General features: G+C 62.3%; 19 protein-coding genes. 13 read left to right on the top strand and 6 right to left on the bottom strand.

The features are described 5' to 3' along the window. Nucleotides 1-81 precede the first annotated feature (81 nt). Together J2Z17_RS14290 and J2Z17_RS14285 are read left to right on the top strand one after the other, a co-directional pair. Nucleotides 82-417, top strand: coding sequence for an ElaB/YgaM/YqjD family protein (locus J2Z17_RS14290; protein WP_209946157.1), 336 nt, complete (start codon nt 82-84; stop codon nt 415-417). A gap of 17 nt (nt 418-434) precedes the next feature. Next, complete coding sequence (locus J2Z17_RS14285; protein ID WP_209946155.1) at nt 435-845, top strand: hypothetical protein; 411 nt, start codon at nt 435-437, stop codon at nt 843-845. A 94-nt stretch (nt 846-939) separates the two neighbouring features. Here the strand turns inward: J2Z17_RS14285 and J2Z17_RS14280 are convergent, their stop codons facing one another. Continuing rightward, nucleotides 940-1,137: a NepR family anti-sigma factor gene (locus J2Z17_RS14280; RefSeq protein WP_245224108.1), complete on the bottom strand. Its 198-nt coding sequence runs from the start codon at nt 1,135-1,137 to the stop codon at nt 940-942. 153 nt (nt 1,138-1,290) lie between these two features. On the opposite strand from J2Z17_RS14280, the gene J2Z17_RS14275 reads away from it, so the two are divergent. From J2Z17_RS14275 to J2Z17_RS14250, 6 genes are all read left to right on the top strand, one after another. Further along, a complete protein-coding gene (locus J2Z17_RS14275; RefSeq protein WP_209946153.1) occupies nt 1,291-2,085 on the top strand; it encodes a response regulator in 795 nt (264 codons plus the stop codon). A 159-nt stretch (nt 2,086-2,244) separates the two neighbouring features. Beyond that, on the top strand, nt 2,245-3,192 hold the full coding sequence (locus J2Z17_RS14270; protein ID WP_245224107.1) for a sensor histidine kinase: 948 nt from the start codon (nt 2,245-2,247) through the stop codon (nt 3,190-3,192). A gap of 188 nt (nt 3,193-3,380) precedes the next feature. Next, nucleotides 3,381-4,481, top strand: coding sequence for an AI-2E family transporter (locus J2Z17_RS14265; RefSeq protein ID WP_209946151.1), 1,101 nt, complete (start codon nt 3,381-3,383; stop codon nt 4,479-4,481). Then, nucleotides 4,478-5,641 (top strand): zinc-binding metallopeptidase family protein, encoded by a 1,164-nt coding sequence (locus J2Z17_RS14260; RefSeq protein ID WP_209946149.1) that lies wholly within the window; start codon nt 4,478-4,480, stop codon nt 5,639-5,641. Before J2Z17_RS14265 ends, J2Z17_RS14260 begins: the two co-directional genes overlap by 4 nt. Nucleotides 5,642-5,682: 41 nt before the next feature. Next, nucleotides 5,683-5,889: a NepR family anti-sigma factor gene (locus J2Z17_RS14255; protein ID WP_209946147.1), complete on the top strand. Its 207-nt coding sequence runs from the start codon at nt 5,683-5,685 to the stop codon at nt 5,887-5,889. A gap of 14 nt (nt 5,890-5,903) precedes the next feature. Further along, complete coding sequence (locus tag J2Z17_RS14250; RefSeq protein ID WP_209946145.1) at nt 5,904-6,464, top strand: RNA polymerase sigma factor; 561 nt, start codon at nt 5,904-5,906, stop codon at nt 6,462-6,464. Between the two features lie 105 nt (nt 6,465-6,569). Here the strand turns inward: J2Z17_RS14250 and J2Z17_RS14245 are convergent, their stop codons facing one another. Then, the gene (locus tag J2Z17_RS14245) at nt 6,570-6,956 is read right to left on the bottom strand and encodes a hypothetical protein (RefSeq protein WP_209946142.1); all 387 of its coding nucleotides are present in this window, start codon (nt 6,954-6,956) and stop codon (nt 6,570-6,572) included. A 301-nt stretch (nt 6,957-7,257) separates the two neighbouring features. On the opposite strand from J2Z17_RS14245, the gene J2Z17_RS14240 reads away from it, so the two are divergent. Then, nucleotides 7,258-7,455, top strand: a complete 198-nt coding sequence (locus J2Z17_RS14240; RefSeq protein WP_209946140.1) for a CsbD family protein — start codon at nt 7,258-7,260, stop codon at nt 7,453-7,455. A gap of 143 nt (nt 7,456-7,598) precedes the next feature. On the opposite strand, the gene J2Z17_RS14235 is transcribed toward J2Z17_RS14240, so the two are convergent. Together J2Z17_RS14235 and J2Z17_RS14230 are read right to left on the bottom strand one after the other, a co-directional pair. Continuing rightward, a complete protein-coding gene (locus J2Z17_RS14235) occupies nt 7,599-8,234 on the bottom strand; it encodes a hypothetical protein (RefSeq protein ID WP_209946138.1) in 636 nt (211 codons plus the stop codon). A 148-nt stretch (nt 8,235-8,382) separates the two neighbouring features. After that, complete coding sequence (locus J2Z17_RS14230; RefSeq protein WP_209946136.1) at nt 8,383-9,276, bottom strand: LysR family transcriptional regulator; 894 nt, start codon at nt 9,274-9,276, stop codon at nt 8,383-8,385. Nucleotides 9,277-9,383: 107 nt separating this feature from the next. Here J2Z17_RS14230 and J2Z17_RS14225 point away from each other — a divergent pair, with 107 nt between their 5' ends. Then, entirely contained in the window at nt 9,384-10,274 is an 891-nt protein-coding gene (locus tag J2Z17_RS14225; RefSeq protein ID WP_209946134.1) for an SDR family oxidoreductase, read from the top strand. A gap of 466 nt (nt 10,275-10,740) precedes the next feature. On the opposite strand, the gene J2Z17_RS14220 is transcribed toward J2Z17_RS14225, so the two are convergent. Next, on the bottom strand, nt 10,741-11,637 hold the full coding sequence (locus J2Z17_RS14220; protein WP_209946334.1) for a LysR family transcriptional regulator: 897 nt from the start codon (nt 11,635-11,637) through the stop codon (nt 10,741-10,743). A gap of 328 nt (nt 11,638-11,965) precedes the next feature. On the opposite strand from J2Z17_RS14220, the gene J2Z17_RS14215 reads away from it, so the two are divergent. From J2Z17_RS14215 to J2Z17_RS14205, 3 genes are all read left to right on the top strand, one after another. Beyond that, nucleotides 11,966-12,700, top strand: coding sequence for an SDR family NAD(P)-dependent oxidoreductase (locus J2Z17_RS14215; protein ID WP_209946132.1), 735 nt, complete (start codon nt 11,966-11,968; stop codon nt 12,698-12,700). A gap of 34 nt (nt 12,701-12,734) precedes the next feature. After that, nucleotides 12,735-13,337, top strand: a complete 603-nt coding sequence (locus J2Z17_RS14210) for an NADPH-dependent F420 reductase (RefSeq protein WP_209946130.1) — start codon at nt 12,735-12,737, stop codon at nt 13,335-13,337. 64 nt (nt 13,338-13,401) lie between these two features. Then, a complete protein-coding gene (locus J2Z17_RS14205) occupies nt 13,402-14,034 on the top strand; it encodes a class I SAM-dependent methyltransferase (protein ID WP_209946128.1) in 633 nt (210 codons plus the stop codon). A 158-nt stretch (nt 14,035-14,192) separates the two neighbouring features. Here J2Z17_RS14205 and J2Z17_RS14200 read toward each other — a convergent pair whose 3' ends face one another. Next, nucleotides 14,193-14,543, bottom strand: coding sequence for a hypothetical protein (locus tag J2Z17_RS14200; protein ID WP_209946126.1), 351 nt, complete (start codon nt 14,541-14,543; stop codon nt 14,193-14,195). Nucleotides 14,544-14,771 lie beyond the last annotated feature (228 nt).

The raw sequence follows: 14,771 nt of genomic DNA, 5'->3' as shown, positions 1-14,771 counted from the left end.
AAGGAACCAACATCCGCATCGGGCGTTAGCGTTTTGACCGACGGCAGTATTGCGCCGTCATGACAACTAAGGAGAGCGCTCATGGCCGTTGCCAAGGCTGAGAAGACCACCGCAACTTCGACAGATACCCTGAACGACGCCCCTTCCATCACCACCGAGGATCTCGAGGCACAGCTGTCGCAGCTTCGCAGCGACATCTCTTCGCTTGCCGACCTGGTGGCAACCTTCGGCGCGGAGCGGGCCGAAAGCTATCGTCGCAAGGCAACCGAATTTGCCGGAGACGCCAAGGAAGCGGCCAAGACCCAGATTTCGGAGATGGAAGAAGATCTTTCCAACCGTATTCGCCGCAATCCCCTGCAGTCGGTTGCCATCGCCGCCGGCGTCGGATTCGTCGCCGCCCTCCTGTCCCGTCGCTGAACGGGCAGGAGCGGTCAATGCTAGGATCACTTCTGTACGGCTTGAAAGCTGATGCCTCGTTCGCCGTCGGACGCGCCAAGCGCCTGCTGATCGCGGGCGCAATTGCCGGTTTCTTCCTGCTGGTGGCCTACATCGCCGGCATGCTGTCGCTGGCAATCAAGCTTTCCGAAACCTACAGCGCCGCCACGGCGGCCGGGGTGATATGCCTGCTCAACATCGTGCTGGCACTGATAGCCTTTGCCGTTGTGATGATCCGCGACAGGATGGAGCGCAGGCGCCGCATGATGACGGCCATCCGCATGGAAGCCGCCGTCCAGCAGCAGGGCACGCTGCTCGTCAACGGCCTCCTGAGCCGGCATCCGATCATGGGCGTGCTCGGCGTGGCAGCGGTCACGTTTCTCGCGGGAAGATTTGGACCGAAGATCTGAAAAGAGGCGGCATGAGAAGTTTTCGCCGCCTCTTGATCTGGGTTGTCGACAGCGATTGTTTTGTAAATCTGCGCTTACGCCAGCAAAATCGAATCTATGCTTCGGGCGTTTTCGGCGACGCCTTGCGCTCTGCCTCGTCCAGCCGCTCCAACAGATCCATCAGTCCGTCGGGCGTGCCTTCGTCTACCAGGCCGTCGTAAAAACGCTTCAGCGTGCTGGCGATCATCTGGTCGCCATTGCCCGGTTCGACGATTGCCGACTTGTCTGTCGACGGTTCTTCCTTATGCGGCATGCCCAACCCCGTTGCGTTCCCCGGTCTGCTATACTAGGTCTGGATTAAATCAGAGAGGGGAAAAAAGTTCCTTACGATGTCGGAACTTTTTTTCCGTCTCAGCATTTCGAGTGGGTAAAGACTTTTTTTGCCGGGCCTAAGGAGAACTTTTTCATGTCATTGACTACCCGCGTGGCGGCCCACCTGCCGTATCTGCGTCGTTATGCGCGCGCCGTAACGGGTTCGCAGACGTCTGGTGACGCCTATGTCGCCGCCTGCCTTGAGGCACTGATCGCAGACCTTGGTGTTTTCCCCGAAGCATCCAGTGATCGGATCTCGCTCTACAAGCTCTTCGTGAAAATCTTTCAGACGACAGATGTCGAGGTTCGCCCGATCGACTCGCCGTTTGCATGGGAACAGCGCGCCGCTGCCAATCTGGCAAGTGTGCCGACCCGGGCGCGCCACGCCTTCCTGCTCGTGGCCGTCGAAGGCTTCAGCCGCGAAGAGGCCGCCGAAGTGCTCGATGTCGACCTGAACGGCATCAACGAACTGCTGTCCGAAGCGTCGCTGGAAATTTCGCGGCAGGTTGCGACCGACGTGATGATCATTGAGGACGAGCCGCTGATCGCGCTCGACATCGAACAGATGGTCACCGAACTCGGTCACAGCGTTACCGGTATTGCACGTACCCACAAGGAAGCGGTGGACCTGTTCAATCGCACGAATCCAAAGATGGTGTTTGCCGACATCCAGCTCGCCGATGGCAGCTCGGGTGTCGACGCCGTCAATGACATTCTGCGCGTCTCGTCCGTACCGGTGATCTTCATCACCGCCTTCCCTGAGCGTCTGCTGACCGGCGAACGGCCCGAACCGGCCTTCCTCGTCACCAAGCCCTTCAACCCCGACATGGTGAAGGCGCTGATCAGCCAGGCACTTTTTTTCAACGAAAGTGAACTTAAGCCGGCATAGGGCGTTCGCCTTGAAGCGGTCACCTCGGCAGGATGGCGGTCCTGCGACGGCCGTCTGGAACGTTGCGGCGGACACCACAGCACAACAGGGCACGGGCAATGGAGTATCGGTGTGAACCGGCTGGCATGGCATAGGGAAGGTTTAGCCGAAGACAGGCTGTTGGAGTTTTTCATCTCGACACTTCTCGAGATGAAGGCCTCGTTCATTCTGCAGGACCTGAACCTGAACTATCTGTGTGTGACCGGCCTGCCCGACTACTGGCAGCTACCGCCGGGCGTCACGCCCTCCGATCTCAATATCTTCGGTGAAGAAAACAGCGAGCGCCTCCGGGCGCTCAAACACACTTTGCTGGAGACTGTCGAGCGGGATCAGCTGGAAATCACCCTGGGCACCGACGTGGTGTTCGAGTTCCGCATCCACACCTTTACCGCCAATGACGGCAGTCGCTACCTGGCCACGATCATTCTCGACCGCAGTGAGGACCTGCGCCGCGAACGGTTGTTGCGTGCGCTGCTGCGTGAAGTGAGCCACCGGTCGAAGAACCTGCTGGCGATCATTCAGAGCATCGCCGCCCAGACGGCACGCTATTCCGACTCGCTGCACAGTTTCCTCGGCAAGTTCCGCGGCCGCATCTATTCGCTGTCGCAATCTCAGGATCTGATCACCGACAGCAGCTGGCGCGGCACCTATTTCGTCGAACTGGTCGAGGGCCAGACGGACAAATATCTGGCCGACAACAGCCGACTTATCCGCATCACCGGCGAAAATCCGCTTCTGTCTCCCAATGCCTCGCTGCATCTGGGGCTGGCCTTGCACGAACTGATCGTCAATGCGGTCAGCCATGGCAATCTCGGCTCGTCGAACAAGTCCGTCGAGATTTCCTGCAGCCGGGTGATGAAGGACGGCGAACCCTGGCTCGACATCCGCTGGCTCGAGCCGCGTTCGTCGAAATCGCTTGCGGACGACACCGAGGCGCGCCTGCCGTCCTTCGGCAGCACCGTGCTCGAACGCGTCGTTCCGGCCTCCGTCAACGGCATTGCGCGCTACACCATCGGCAAGACCGAGATCACCTATGATCTCTCCTTTCCCGAGGGCATACCGAACTGACCGGGCATGCCGGGCTCGACATCGGCCGCGGCACGAATAGAGCCCTGGCGGAATAGCTGGCAAAGGCCGGCCGACCATATTTAAGCTGAAATGAAAAAATAGCGCTGTCCCAGTGGGCTGAGACCCTCGCAAGACTGGAACATAAGCCTGACGTGCCGCGTTGTGGCGGCTAAACGGGGATCCAATTAATGTTTCATGTCCAGACGGGCTCCAAGCCGCCGCGCCCGGTAAAACGTCTCGAATTGCAGAATACCATCGCGATTTCGAGTCAGGTTGCCATGGTCGCACTGGCGCTTCTCGCCCTGATCTACACGCTGGACTATGCCCAGATCATCGCGGCCCCGATCTTTCTCGGGGTGGTCATCGGCCTGATGCTGACACCTGTCGCCGACCGACTGGAACGGCTCGGCCTGCCGTCATGGCTGTCATCCATCCTGATCGTGCTGCTCTTCCTGTTTCTGGTGGTGGCTGCGGTCGTTGCCTTTGCCGTGCCGCTGTCGGCCTGGGCGGCGCAGGCGCCGCAGATCTGGAAGAGCCTGCAATTGCAGATCGCCAGCTGGAAAGACCTGCTGAGTTCGGTCGCCGCCGTCCAGCGCCAGTTCACCGATGTCGTCGGCCAGACCGGCGCGATGACCGTCAAGGTTGCCAATGGCGACGCGGTCGAGAACATGGTGACGCTCGCGCCGGCCATCGTCGCCGAAATGCTGCTGTTTTTTGTCAGCCTCTACTTCTTTGTGGCCACCCGCGACCAGTTCCGGCTGGGCGTGCTCAAGCTCTGCATGACCCGACGCCTGCGGCTGCGCACCGCCCGCTTCTTCCGCGATGTCGAATTCCTCATCGCCCGTTACCTGCTGACGATCTCTGTGATCAATCTCGGCCTCGGGCTGTCCGTCTCGCTCGGTCTGTGGCTGGTCGGCGTCCCCTCGCCGCTGTTGTGGGGAGGCCTGGCCGCCGTCCTGAACTATGTCGTCTATGTCGGACCGGCCGTCATGGTGCTGCTGCTGTTCGGCGTTGGCCTCGCCACCAGCCATGGCGGCGACATCCTTCTCGCCCCCGGCGTCTACCTGTTCTTCAATCTAATCGAATCCCAGTTTGTCACCAATCAGGTGCTGGGCGTCAGCATGACGATCAATCCCTTTGCCGTCTTCCTGGCGCTCACCTTCTGGCTCTGGCTCTGGGGACCGATCGGCGGATTTATTGCCGTGCCCTCGTTGCTGATCCTGCAGGCGCTGGTCAGAACCCTCCTTCCCTTCCCTCCGCTGCCGCGGAAAGTGAGAAAAGCGCGATGAAGCCCTTCCATTGTCCGAACTGCACCAATCTCGTCCATTTCGATAACGAGACCTGCCTGCAATGCAGTTTCAGGCTCGGCTATCGTCCCTGGGCCAACGACATGGCGGCCGTCGGCGCCGATGGCGCGGTCATCACCCAGGAACCGGCTTCGCCGACAGCCTTCTTTTGCGACAACGTCTCGCACGGCGTGTGCAACTGGATGGTCGAGGACAATGGGGAGGGCACGCTCTGCCGCGCGTGCCGACACAATGTCATGATCCCCAACCTCTCTGTCGATGGCAATATCGAGCACTGGGCGGCGATGGAACGCGCCAAGCGCTACGCCTTCTATTCGCTGCTGCGATGGAACCTGCCGCTTCCCTTGCCGTCCGAGGAGGGACGCTCGCTCGCCTTCACCTTTGCCGCCGACGTCGAAGCTCCGGACGGCGAAGTGCAGAAGGTGATGACCGGTCACGACCAGGGCAATATCACCATCAACCTTGCCGAGGCCGACGATGCCGAGCGCGAGCGCATGCGGCTCAACATGGGGGAGCCCTATCGTACCCTCGTTGGCCATTTCCGCCACGAGCTTGGGCATTTCTTCTGGGACATGCTGGTCGATGACGGCGGCAAGCTCGATGCCTGCCGCGCAATCTTCGGCGACGAGCGCCGCGACTACGGCGAGGCCCTGCAGGAGCATTATCAGAACGGCGCGCCCGCCGGCTGGCAGAACGATTACGTCTCCACCTATGCCACCTCCCACCCTTGGGAAGACTTTGCCGAGACCTGGGCACATTACATCCACATGACCGACGGGCTGGAGACCGCGCTGTCCTTCGGCCTGAGGTTCGACAGCCGACACCTGGCTGCCGCCGGACTGGAGCCGGCCGGGGCGAATTACGACCCCTATGCCGCTGCGAGCGCCACCGAACTGGTCGATCGCTGGGTGCCGGTGACGATCGCGCTCAACAGCATCAACCGTTCGATGGGGCAGCACGACATCTACCCCTTCGTACTGTCGGCGGCGATCACGCAGAAGCTCGAATTCATCCACCAGCTCATTCACCAAAGGTGGAACGTGACCCGGACGCCGTCGCCGGTGCTCGCCCAAAACGCCACTCAGGACAATTCGACGAATATGCAATCGGCCGGGGAACAAAATTTCTTAAGCGGCGTTTGAGAAGTTAGCATCACTTCGGAACGACGAAATGACGGTCCCATATGAACAAATATGAAAAGACAGATTATATGTCGCCCGCAGAAGGCTTCCCCGCCCCGCAGTCGACAGGCGGCAGCGACGCCATCTCCCGGCAGTTACGCTCATTTTATGACGCGGTGCAGGAGGAGCAGCTGCCTGATCGCCTCATGAGCCTTCTCGAGCAGCTCAGCGACGCCGAGCAGAATCAAGTCGCTTCAAGCGAACGTTAAGGGTTGGAGCTCATATGTCGATCAATTCGGACGATCGGACTTTCAAGCGCGATATGCTTGCGGCACTTCCGGGCCTTCGCGCCTTTGCCGTTTCTCTCTCGGGAAGCCACGACAAGGCAGACGACCTTCTTCAGGACACCATCATGAAGGCCTGGGCGAAGCAGGAAAGCTTCCAGCCCGGCACGAACCTGAAGGCTTGGCTGTTCACCATCCTGCGCAATGAATTCTACAGCCAGATGCGCAAGCGCGGCCGCGAGGTGCAGGACACCGACGGCCTGTTCACGGAACGTATGGCAACCCATCCGGGCCAGTACGGCGCGCTCGATCTGCAGGACTTCAAGAAGGCGCTCGACCAACTGCCCGATGACCAGCGCGAGGCGATCATTCTGGTTGGCGCCTCCGGCTTTGCCTATGAGGAAGCCGCCGAGATCTGCGGCTGCGCGATCGGCACGATCAAGAGCCGCGTCAACCGGGCACGTCGACGCCTGCAGGATCTTCTGCAGATCACCAACGAAAACGAATACGGCCCTGACAGCCAGTCGGCTGCCGTAACCAAGACTGCTTTTGCCAGCTGACATCAAAAAACTCCCGAAGACCGCATCCGGTTTTCGGGAGGCTGGTTTCCAGCTTTTGGAGCCTGATGCGCATCTCACGGATCCCTTCAAGGATCCTGATGCGCCTCAGGCTTTTTTGTCGTTCAGCTGGCTGCGCAGTTTCAGCGCCTGCGAAGCGGCATGATGCAGCGCCTCGTCGACAAAGGGTATCTCGACGATCGGCCATGGGGCAGAGCCAGCAAGGGGCAGGCTGTCGGGAGAAAATCCCGAGGTGAAGACCAGGGCACCGCCGCTCCGCTCGACTGCGGCGGCATTTTTCGCGTTCTCCTGCAGGTCTTTCGACAGGCCGATGACCGCGAGATCGAACGGCTGCGCGGCCAGCGCATCGGCAATGTCGTGACGCTGGACGATATCCACATGGCTTTCCGGCATTTCGGCAAGCGCACGCTGGATGTCGAGGGCTATGAAATACTCGGACACGAACACGAGTATTTTCAGCGATGTCGGTGTCATTGAGGGCTCCTTCGGCGCTACCCCGCCCCAAATTCTCTCCACCGTCATTTAAAAAAGACAGGTCCGGGCGCGCCGGGGTCAAATTCCTCGCAAAACCGGCTCGCGTCGCCCATTCGAAACCGCAGGCTTCATTGCAACCTCCTAATTTTGCTGAATTTTCGGGCAAAACATATTGCGCCCAACCGGGTTTTGCAGCGTCCGCCGCAAACGAATCACCGCGCCCGACCTTCGGACTTGCCGGAACCGGAACGCGCCTTTGCGCGTTTTAAGGAGGTCACAAACAAAACCAAGGAGATCCGCCATGAATTGGGATCAGATCGAAGGCAAGTGGAAGCAGTACAAGGGTGAAGCCAAGGTCCAGTGGGGCAAGCTCACCGACGATGATCTGGATCAGATCAACGGCAACCGCGACAAGCTCGCCGGCAAGCTGCAGGAGCAGTACGGCAAGAGCAAGGACGAAGTCGAACGCGAGATCGATACCTGGTCGTCGCGCCACTAAGGCCTACGCCGCCTAAATCTCGAAAAAACCGCACCGCCTCACGGCGGCGCGGTTTTTTTATGCATGGTGCAGGCGCGTCGATGGTCAGAAAGACGATCGCAACCAGCCGGCTCCCGGCGGGGATCCGGCCGGTGGAACAGACGTTACATCGGCGGGACGACACCCTTGGTGCCGACGACGACCCGCTTGCTCGAGATTGCACCGTCGGCTGCCTTCTCGCCCGGGACGAAGACGACGGCGCCGGGCTTCAGGTCATCCTTGGTCGCCTTGGCGAAAGTGACGACCGGGGTGCCTTCGGGCACGTTAATTTTCTTCTCGTTGCCATGATAGGAGACCGTCACGGTCCGGCCATCGACGCCCTTGACCGCGTCAGCCACGGTGGCGTTGGTCATCGTGCTGTCGGGCTTCAGATCCCAGCCGTAGCTGCCTTCGCCGGTCCCCTTCATCGCGGGCGGGAAGATCAGCACTTCCAAGGCGCCGTCGCCGCCGCCTTCCTTGGGCAGTGAGGCAATGCCGACATAGTCGCCGGCCTTGATGTCCGAAATGTCGGCCTTGGCGACGCTCGACACCATCCAGTCTGCAGAAAGGCCGATATCGACGGTGTTGCCCTCCCTCGTCTTGACCTTGAGTGTATCGCCCGCGTAGCTGACGATCTCGCCGCGTACCCGGATCGGCTCACCCTTGGCGCTTTCGGCGAATGCCGCAGATCCAAGAGCCGTGCTAAGGGGCAGGCCGAGCAAGGCAGCCGCAAACAGGGCCGGCGCTAGATTTCTAAGCATGGTGTTTCCTTTGATTATCGGACAGTTGCCACGAGAATATCTACCTTCTGATAGGTAGAGCACAATGCACGATTTGGTGACTGTGCGTGAACGTCGGTGACGATCGAAAACCGCGGCACATCGCCGACGCGTCACGGCATCAGGGCATTCATGCTTCTACATAGGCCGCGAGTTCGTCCGGGCTACCATGCGGAAAAGATTCCTTCAGGAAATCGAGGAAGGCGGAAACGCGGGCGCTGAGCAATCGCCGCGTCGGATAAAGCGCCCAGAGGGCCGTTTCAAACCCCTCCACCTCGCCCCAGCATACCAGCCGGCCGGCCGCGAGATCAGGGCTGACCAGCGAGAGCGGCAGACGGGCGGCGCCCACACCCATGCGCACGGCGTCTCGCACCATGACCAGCGACGCCAGTCCGAGCACCGGATCGACCGCAAGCCAGCGCTTGCCGGACGGCGTCGTTATCTTCCAGCTGGCGGAAGGGGTGACCGGGCCGCGGACAACGGCCGGAACAGGTCTCTCCTCCGGTGGAAAGCGCAAGTCCGGACTTGCCACCACGACGAGACGATCCCGCAAGAAGACGCGCCCGACCAGGCTTGCGTCGGGCTCCGGATTGACGCGGATCACCAGGTCATAGGCTTCCTCGATCATGTCGACGGCCCGGTCCTCGCTCGTAACCTCGAGCCTTACATCGGGATATTTTCGGGCAAAGCCGGCGGCGAGCTTGCCCATCGCCGTCTGCGAAAACAACAGGGGTGCACTCACCCGCAGCCGACCGCGCGGGCTTTGCCCGCCGGATGCGACCGCGGTCGCCGTCTCCTCGAGTTCCGTCAGCAGCAGACCGGTGCGTTCAAACAGCGCACGCCCCTCTTCCGTCAGCTTGAGCGCCCGCGCGCCACGTTCGAACAGCCGCACGCCGAGGGCTGCCTCCAGGTCGGCCACCCGCCGAGACAGGGTCGCCTTCGGCCGGGCGGACGCGCGGGCCGCCTTCCCGAAACCGCCATGGCGGGCAACGAGGTTGAAATCGGCAAGAGCGAGTAGGTCCATGTGTTCCACCAGTGAGACGCGGCGTCCAGATATATCGTCTATCGGGCAGAATGTGGATCACTATTTTACGAGTCGTCCAAGTGACCCAACCCAAACGGAGTGACCCCATGACCATCCTCGTAATCGGCGCCACCGGGCGCGTCGGCCGCCATGTCGTTGACCAGCTCATCCAGCGTGACGCCAAGGTGCGCGTTCTGACCCGTGATCCCGCGACCGCCAATTTTCCGGCCGACGTCGAGGTCGCCAAGGGCGACCTGCTCGACATCGATGCGCTGCGCCTCGCCTTCGACGGCGTCAGCACCCTCTTCCTGCTGAACGCCGTCACCGGCGACGAATTCACCCAGGCGATCATCACGCTCAACATCGCCCGCGAGGCCGGCGTCGAGCGCGTCGTCTACCTCTCCGTCTTCAACGCCGACCAGTCGGTCAATGTGCCGCATTTCGCGGTCAAGGCCGGCGGCGAGCGCATGCTGACCGACATGGGCTTCAGCGCCACGATCCTGCGCCCGACCTATTTCATCGACAATGAAGCGATGATCAAGGACGTCGTGCTCGACCACGGCGTCTACCCGATGCCGATCGGCGAGAAGGGCGTTGCCATGGTCGATGCGCGCGACATCGCCGAGATCGCCGCAATCGAGCTTATCCGCCGCGACCAGGCGCCGGGCAAGCTGCCGATCGAGACGATCAATCTGGTCGGCCCCGACACGCTGACCGGTACGTCGGTCGCCGCGATCTGGTCGGACGTTCTCGGCCGGCCCGTCGTCTATGGCGGCGACGATCCTAGCGGCTTCGAGCAGACCATGGCCAGTTTCATGCCGAAATGGACGGCCTATGAGATGCGCCTGATGGCCGAGCGCTATGTCAGCGACGGCATGATCCCGCAGGTCGGGGATGTCGAGCGCCTGGCCCTCATGCTGGGCCGCCCCCTGCACAGCTACCGCGAGACCGCCCTAGCGCTCGCAGCCCAGCAGACCGGCGCGTCTGACGGCACGTGAGAAGTGCCGGACGAGGCCGTCCCGCATGATCAACCATTTCGACGGGCGCCGGCGCACCCGTCGAAAAGTGGTAACGCGTACGCAAAACGATCATGGATAATGCGCCCTCTGCGACGCAATCTGTCGGCATATTGGGCAGCTGGGCTTCAACACAGGCGCAGATGCCCAGGGATTTCTGTAACAGCACCCTTCGTTATGCGGCTGTCTTTATGGCGCCTTCTGTCTGACCTCTGAGGCGCAGATAAACGTTCTCCAGCGGCCTCGCGATCCTGCTCGAAACAGTAAGGCCGTGATGACCTCTGTCACCACCAGCCTTCCGGCAAAGCCGGATGGGGAAGCGTGGCTGGCCCGGGTGGAAGCCCGGGCCGGTCTCCCCTGGAAATCCCGCCAGGCAGTTCAGTTCGGCGGAACAGAGGCTCCGCCCTGGTGGCGACGTCCAGACGCTGAAGTCTGCTCCCGTCGAACATCAATCGCCCGATGGCGATAATCCTGCGAGAAGCGGCGCATGGGCTGCGAGCCTGCGGGACAGGAATTCGGTAAAAAGCCGGACGCGCTTCGTCTTGCGCGTCTCCCCCTGCGTCAGAAGCCAGAGGGTTCCGTGCAGATGCAGGTCGGTGCCCGGCACCCGCGAGAGCAGCGGATCCGCATCGCCGACGAAGCAGGGCAGCGTCGTGATCCCGAGCCCCTGGCGCACCGCAGCAAGCTGCGCCTCTCCGTCCGTCGTCCGGAAAGGCACCCCTGCGGTGCGCACCTCCCCTTCGCCCGCCCAGTCCGGCAGGCCATGCATGCTGATGACGATCCACCGGATCGGATCGGGTGCGCCCGCCCGCCAAGCCGCCAGCCGATCGCGAGCGATATAGACGCCACCCGAGATCTCCGGGCCCTTCAGGCCGTGGAGATTGAGCGGCAGGGTCTTGCGGTCATAGACTACACGGACGGCAACATCCGCCTCCCGGTTGGTCAGGTTGGCGAGCTCGCCGGATGAGAGGATTTCCATCTCGATGTCCGGGTGCAGCCGTGCAAACGCGGCAAGGTCCGGCATCAGCAGATGCGTGACAAGGGTCGGCGCCAGGGTCACCCGCAGAAGCCCGCGCACACCCTGGTCACGACCGAGCACGCGGCTCTCGAGCTGATGCGACGACGCTTCCATCTGGCTTGCCAGCTCGAGCACTTCCTCGCCTGCCGTCGTCAGCCGGTAGCCTGACGGCAGCTTTTCGAACATATGCGCGCCCAGCCGCTCCTCGAGCTGGGCAATGCGGCGCAGCACGGTCGAATGATTGACGCCGAGGCCTTCGGCGGCGGCGCGCACCGAGCCCGCACGCGCCACGGCGAGAAAATAGCGAATGTCGTCCCAGTCGATCATGGTGCAGTCCGGCACCACGCGGGTGCGCATTACAAAGGCCTGTATCGTACGCCTACGCTATAGCAATTCCGCCGACCGTTCCAGTCCATGGCCAACACCACAGGGCATTTCCCGCGGCAGGCCCCATGCATCCCTTCCAACAATCTGCCTTGATCCGGTTCATTTTTGCACCACCGATGTGCGTGCCTGCGCACTCCACAACGACAGTCGACGACCCCAATTCGAGGTCCCGGGGAGCTGACCGAATGACCGGATGCAGGCCGTGGCAAGAGCAGCCAGCGGTCGGGCTGGTGACAGCTCCCTCCCACGGCATTGAAGGATACAAGCCATGACAAGACTGAATGGAAAGACAGCGGTAATCACCGGTGGCGCGACCGGCATCGGGCTGGCTGCGGCAAAACGCTTCGTCGAGGAAGGCGCCTTCGTCTTCATCTACGGCCGCCGCCAAGCGGCGCTCGACGCGGCCGTTGCCGAACTCGGCGCCAATGCCCGCGCGGTCACGGGGTCGGTCTCCGATCCCGCCGACCTCGAACGGCTCTTTACCGCGGTAAAGGCCGAGCGCGGGACGCTCGACATCCTCTTCGCCAATGCCGGAGCCGGCAGCCAGCTTGCGCTCGGAAAGATCACCGGGGCGCACATCGACGAGACCTTCGACACCAATGTGAAGGGCACGATCTTCACGGTGCAGGCGGCGCTGCCGCTGATGGGCAGCGGTGGTTCGATCATCCTGACCGGATCGAGTGCCGGCACGACGGGTGCGCCGGGCATGAGTGCCTATAGTGCGAGCAAGGCTGCGGTGCGCAATCTCGCACGGACCTGGGCGGAAGACCTGAAGGGTACCGGCATCCGGGTCAATGTCCTCTCGCCCGGCGCGACGGCGACCGACCTTGCCAAGGACGCGCTGGGCGAAGAGGGCCAGAGGGCCTTCGCCGCGATGACGCCGCTGCAGCGCATGGCCGAGCCGTCGGAGATCGGGGCAGCGGCCGCCTTCCTCGCCTCGTCCGACAGCAGCTTCATGACCGCCAGCGAAGTTGCCGTCGACGGCGGCCTGGCCCAGCTCTGACGCCCAGCCCCCCACAGATCCCAAGGAGTGTATCATGCATTACGCCATCATCGGCTTCGGCAGCATCGGCCAGGCCCTGTCCCGGGCCTTCGCCCGCAAGGGCATTGACGTATCCGTTGCAACCACGCGCGATCCGGCAAGCTTTGCAGCTGAGGCCGCCGCGATCGGGTCAACCGTCAAGCCCTGCACCTTGGCCGAGGCCGTAAACGCGGACGTCCTCTTTCTCGCCGTCCGGTTCGAACAGCATCGCGATGTCGCCGGGGCATTGGCGGACTGGACGGGCAAGACCGTCATCGACGTCACCAATGCCTACGGCGTCTCGCCGGAGACCTTGGGCGGACTGCCGTCATCCGCGGCTATTGCCAAGGCTTTCTCCGGCGCCCGTGTGGTCAAGGGCTTCAACCATCTGGCTGCTGCCGTGCTCGCCGGGGATCCGGCCGTGAACGGCGGCAGGCGGGTCGTGTTCCTGGCAAGCGACGAAGAGGATGCCGCGGCGGATGTCGCCGATCTTGCGGACAATCTCGGCTTCGCGGCGATCAGGCTCGGCGGGCTATCGCAAGGCGGCCTGCTCGTGCAGGCGCGCGGCAACAGCTGGGGTCCGCTGATCTTCAAGGACCTCGTCCGCTTCGACAAATGACGGCGACGTGCCGCACGCCGGCACCCGCCCACCAACCAGATAGCCAACCCTAGAGGAGGCCCTCATGTATGATCCATCCACGCTCACCGACCTGATCCGCTTCGCCCGCATCGACCCCGGCTCCACCGTCATCGACGTTTATCCCGGCGATGGCGAATGGACCCGTCGCTTCTCCGACATCGTCGGGCCTGACGGACAGGTGATCAGTTTCGTGCCGGCCGAGGTCGCGCATTTCCAGACCGATCCGGTCGGGCGCATGCAGACCCTCGCCGGCGAGCCCGGCCGCGAAAACGTCCAGGCCGTGTCAGCCGACGTGGTGGCCCTGGACGAGGCCACCCCGGCGGCAGATGTGGTCTGGATGCACCTGTTCTACCATGACCTGCACACCGCGCTGATCCAGGCCCGGGGTGCAACGGCGGCCCGTTTCAACCAGGCCGCCTACCAGCGGCTGAAACCCGGCGGACGCTACATCATCGTCGACCACGCGGCCGCGTCGGGAAGCGGCACCCACGACGCCCACTCGCTGCACCGGATCGAACCCGCAGCGGTTCGCCAGGAAGTGGAGGCCGCCGGCTTCGTGCTGGAGGCAGAAAGCGCCATGCTCGCCAACAGCACGGACACGCACGCGACCAAGGTCTTCGATCCCGCGATCAAGGGCAAGACAGACCGCTTCGTCTATCGGTTCGTAAAACCCTGAGCGTTCCGGCGCCGGAAGTGTCGGCATCTTCGACGGATGCAAGCGTGTCCGTCGAGGAAACCGGGTAGTCCCGTCGGCGCGACGAGGCTGGTCGGGCATCAGCATCGCTCTCGAGACGGTCATGAACCGACAAAGCCGTTACCGCCCTGCACGCACTGTCAGACGGTCCAGGTCCAGTCGATCGGGTGGTTGACAACCGGGGTAAAGGTGACGCCGGCCGCTTCCATGTCCCTGCGGCCATCGACCACCATCTCCTTCAGATGGTCCAGCTGTGCCGCATGCTCATCCGTATCCCAGATGCTGACCTGGACGATCGAGCCCTTCGGCGAGACACCCGCATAAAAGTGAAGCAGTCCCGGCAAACGCCGGATGGCCGGAATTATGTATTCTGCGGTCTTCTTGCTCGCCGCGTCGACCGCGGCGAATTGACCGGGCTCGAAGCTGGCGCGCGAGACACGGACCACGGCAGTGTCTGGCAAGGACTCGGCAATCGTCGTTCTGTCGGTCATCGGGATGATGTCTCCTGTCCGCCCGAGGCACAGCAAATCCATCGCCGATGCATAGGCACTTAGGATACGATCCGGCGATCGGCAGATCCTATCTGCCGTTCGTATGCTGCTCAATCCCCACTATAAGGGGCCAACGCGGTGTCATTCCCACTCGATTGTTGATAGATTAAGTAAGCGTACTTACCGAAATCGTTCCTACGGCGCAGCTCCTTCACCACCATGACTTAT

The sequence above is a fragment of the Heterorhizobium halophytocola genome, assembly GCF_017873095.1.
GTDB lineage: Bacteria > Pseudomonadota > Alphaproteobacteria > Rhizobiales > Rhizobiaceae > Allorhizobium > Allorhizobium halophytocola.
The sequence above is the reverse complement of the archived record's forward strand: the minus strand, read 5'-3'. Positions and strand labels throughout refer to the sequence as shown.

Coding starts and splice junctions, on each gene's coding strand:
- J2Z17_RS14225 (WP_209946134.1), top strand. CDS start 9,384: ATGACCATCCTCGTAATCGGCGCCACCGGGCGCGTCGGCCGCCATGTC.
- J2Z17_RS14220 (WP_209946334.1), bottom strand. CDS start 11,637: ATGATCGACTGGGACGACATTCGCTATTTTCTCGCCGTGGCGCGTGCG.
- J2Z17_RS14230 (WP_209946136.1), bottom strand. CDS start 9,276: ATGGACCTACTCGCTCTTGCCGATTTCAACCTCGTTGCCCGCCATGGC.
- J2Z17_RS14245 (WP_209946142.1), bottom strand. CDS start 6,956: ATGACACCGACATCGCTGAAAATACTCGTGTTCGTGTCCGAGTATTTC.
- J2Z17_RS14215 (WP_209946132.1), top strand. CDS start 11,966: ATGACAAGACTGAATGGAAAGACAGCGGTAATCACCGGTGGCGCGACC.
- J2Z17_RS14290 (WP_209946157.1), top strand. CDS start 82: ATGGCCGTTGCCAAGGCTGAGAAGACCACCGCAACTTCGACAGATACC.
- J2Z17_RS14210 (WP_209946130.1), top strand. CDS start 12,735: ATGCATTACGCCATCATCGGCTTCGGCAGCATCGGCCAGGCCCTGTCC.
- J2Z17_RS14285 (WP_209946155.1), top strand. CDS start 435: ATGCTAGGATCACTTCTGTACGGCTTGAAAGCTGATGCCTCGTTCGCC.
- J2Z17_RS14235 (WP_209946138.1), bottom strand. CDS start 8,234: ATGCTTAGAAATCTAGCGCCGGCCCTGTTTGCGGCTGCCTTGCTCGGC.
- J2Z17_RS14200 (WP_209946126.1), bottom strand. CDS start 14,543: ATGACCGACAGAACGACGATTGCCGAGTCCTTGCCAGACACTGCCGTG.
- J2Z17_RS14280 (WP_245224108.1), bottom strand. CDS start 1,137: ATGCCGCATAAGGAAGAACCGTCGACAGACAAGTCGGCAATCGTCGAA.
- J2Z17_RS14240 (WP_209946140.1), top strand. CDS start 7,258: ATGAATTGGGATCAGATCGAAGGCAAGTGGAAGCAGTACAAGGGTGAA.
- J2Z17_RS14265 (WP_209946151.1), top strand. CDS start 3,381: ATGTTTCATGTCCAGACGGGCTCCAAGCCGCCGCGCCCGGTAAAACGT.
- J2Z17_RS14255 (WP_209946147.1), top strand. CDS start 5,683: ATGAACAAATATGAAAAGACAGATTATATGTCGCCCGCAGAAGGCTTC.
- J2Z17_RS14205 (WP_209946128.1), top strand. CDS start 13,402: ATGTATGATCCATCCACGCTCACCGACCTGATCCGCTTCGCCCGCATC.
- J2Z17_RS14260 (WP_209946149.1), top strand. CDS start 4,478: ATGAAGCCCTTCCATTGTCCGAACTGCACCAATCTCGTCCATTTCGAT.
- J2Z17_RS14250 (WP_209946145.1), top strand. CDS start 5,904: ATGTCGATCAATTCGGACGATCGGACTTTCAAGCGCGATATGCTTGCG.
- J2Z17_RS14275 (WP_209946153.1), top strand. CDS start 1,291: ATGTCATTGACTACCCGCGTGGCGGCCCACCTGCCGTATCTGCGTCGT.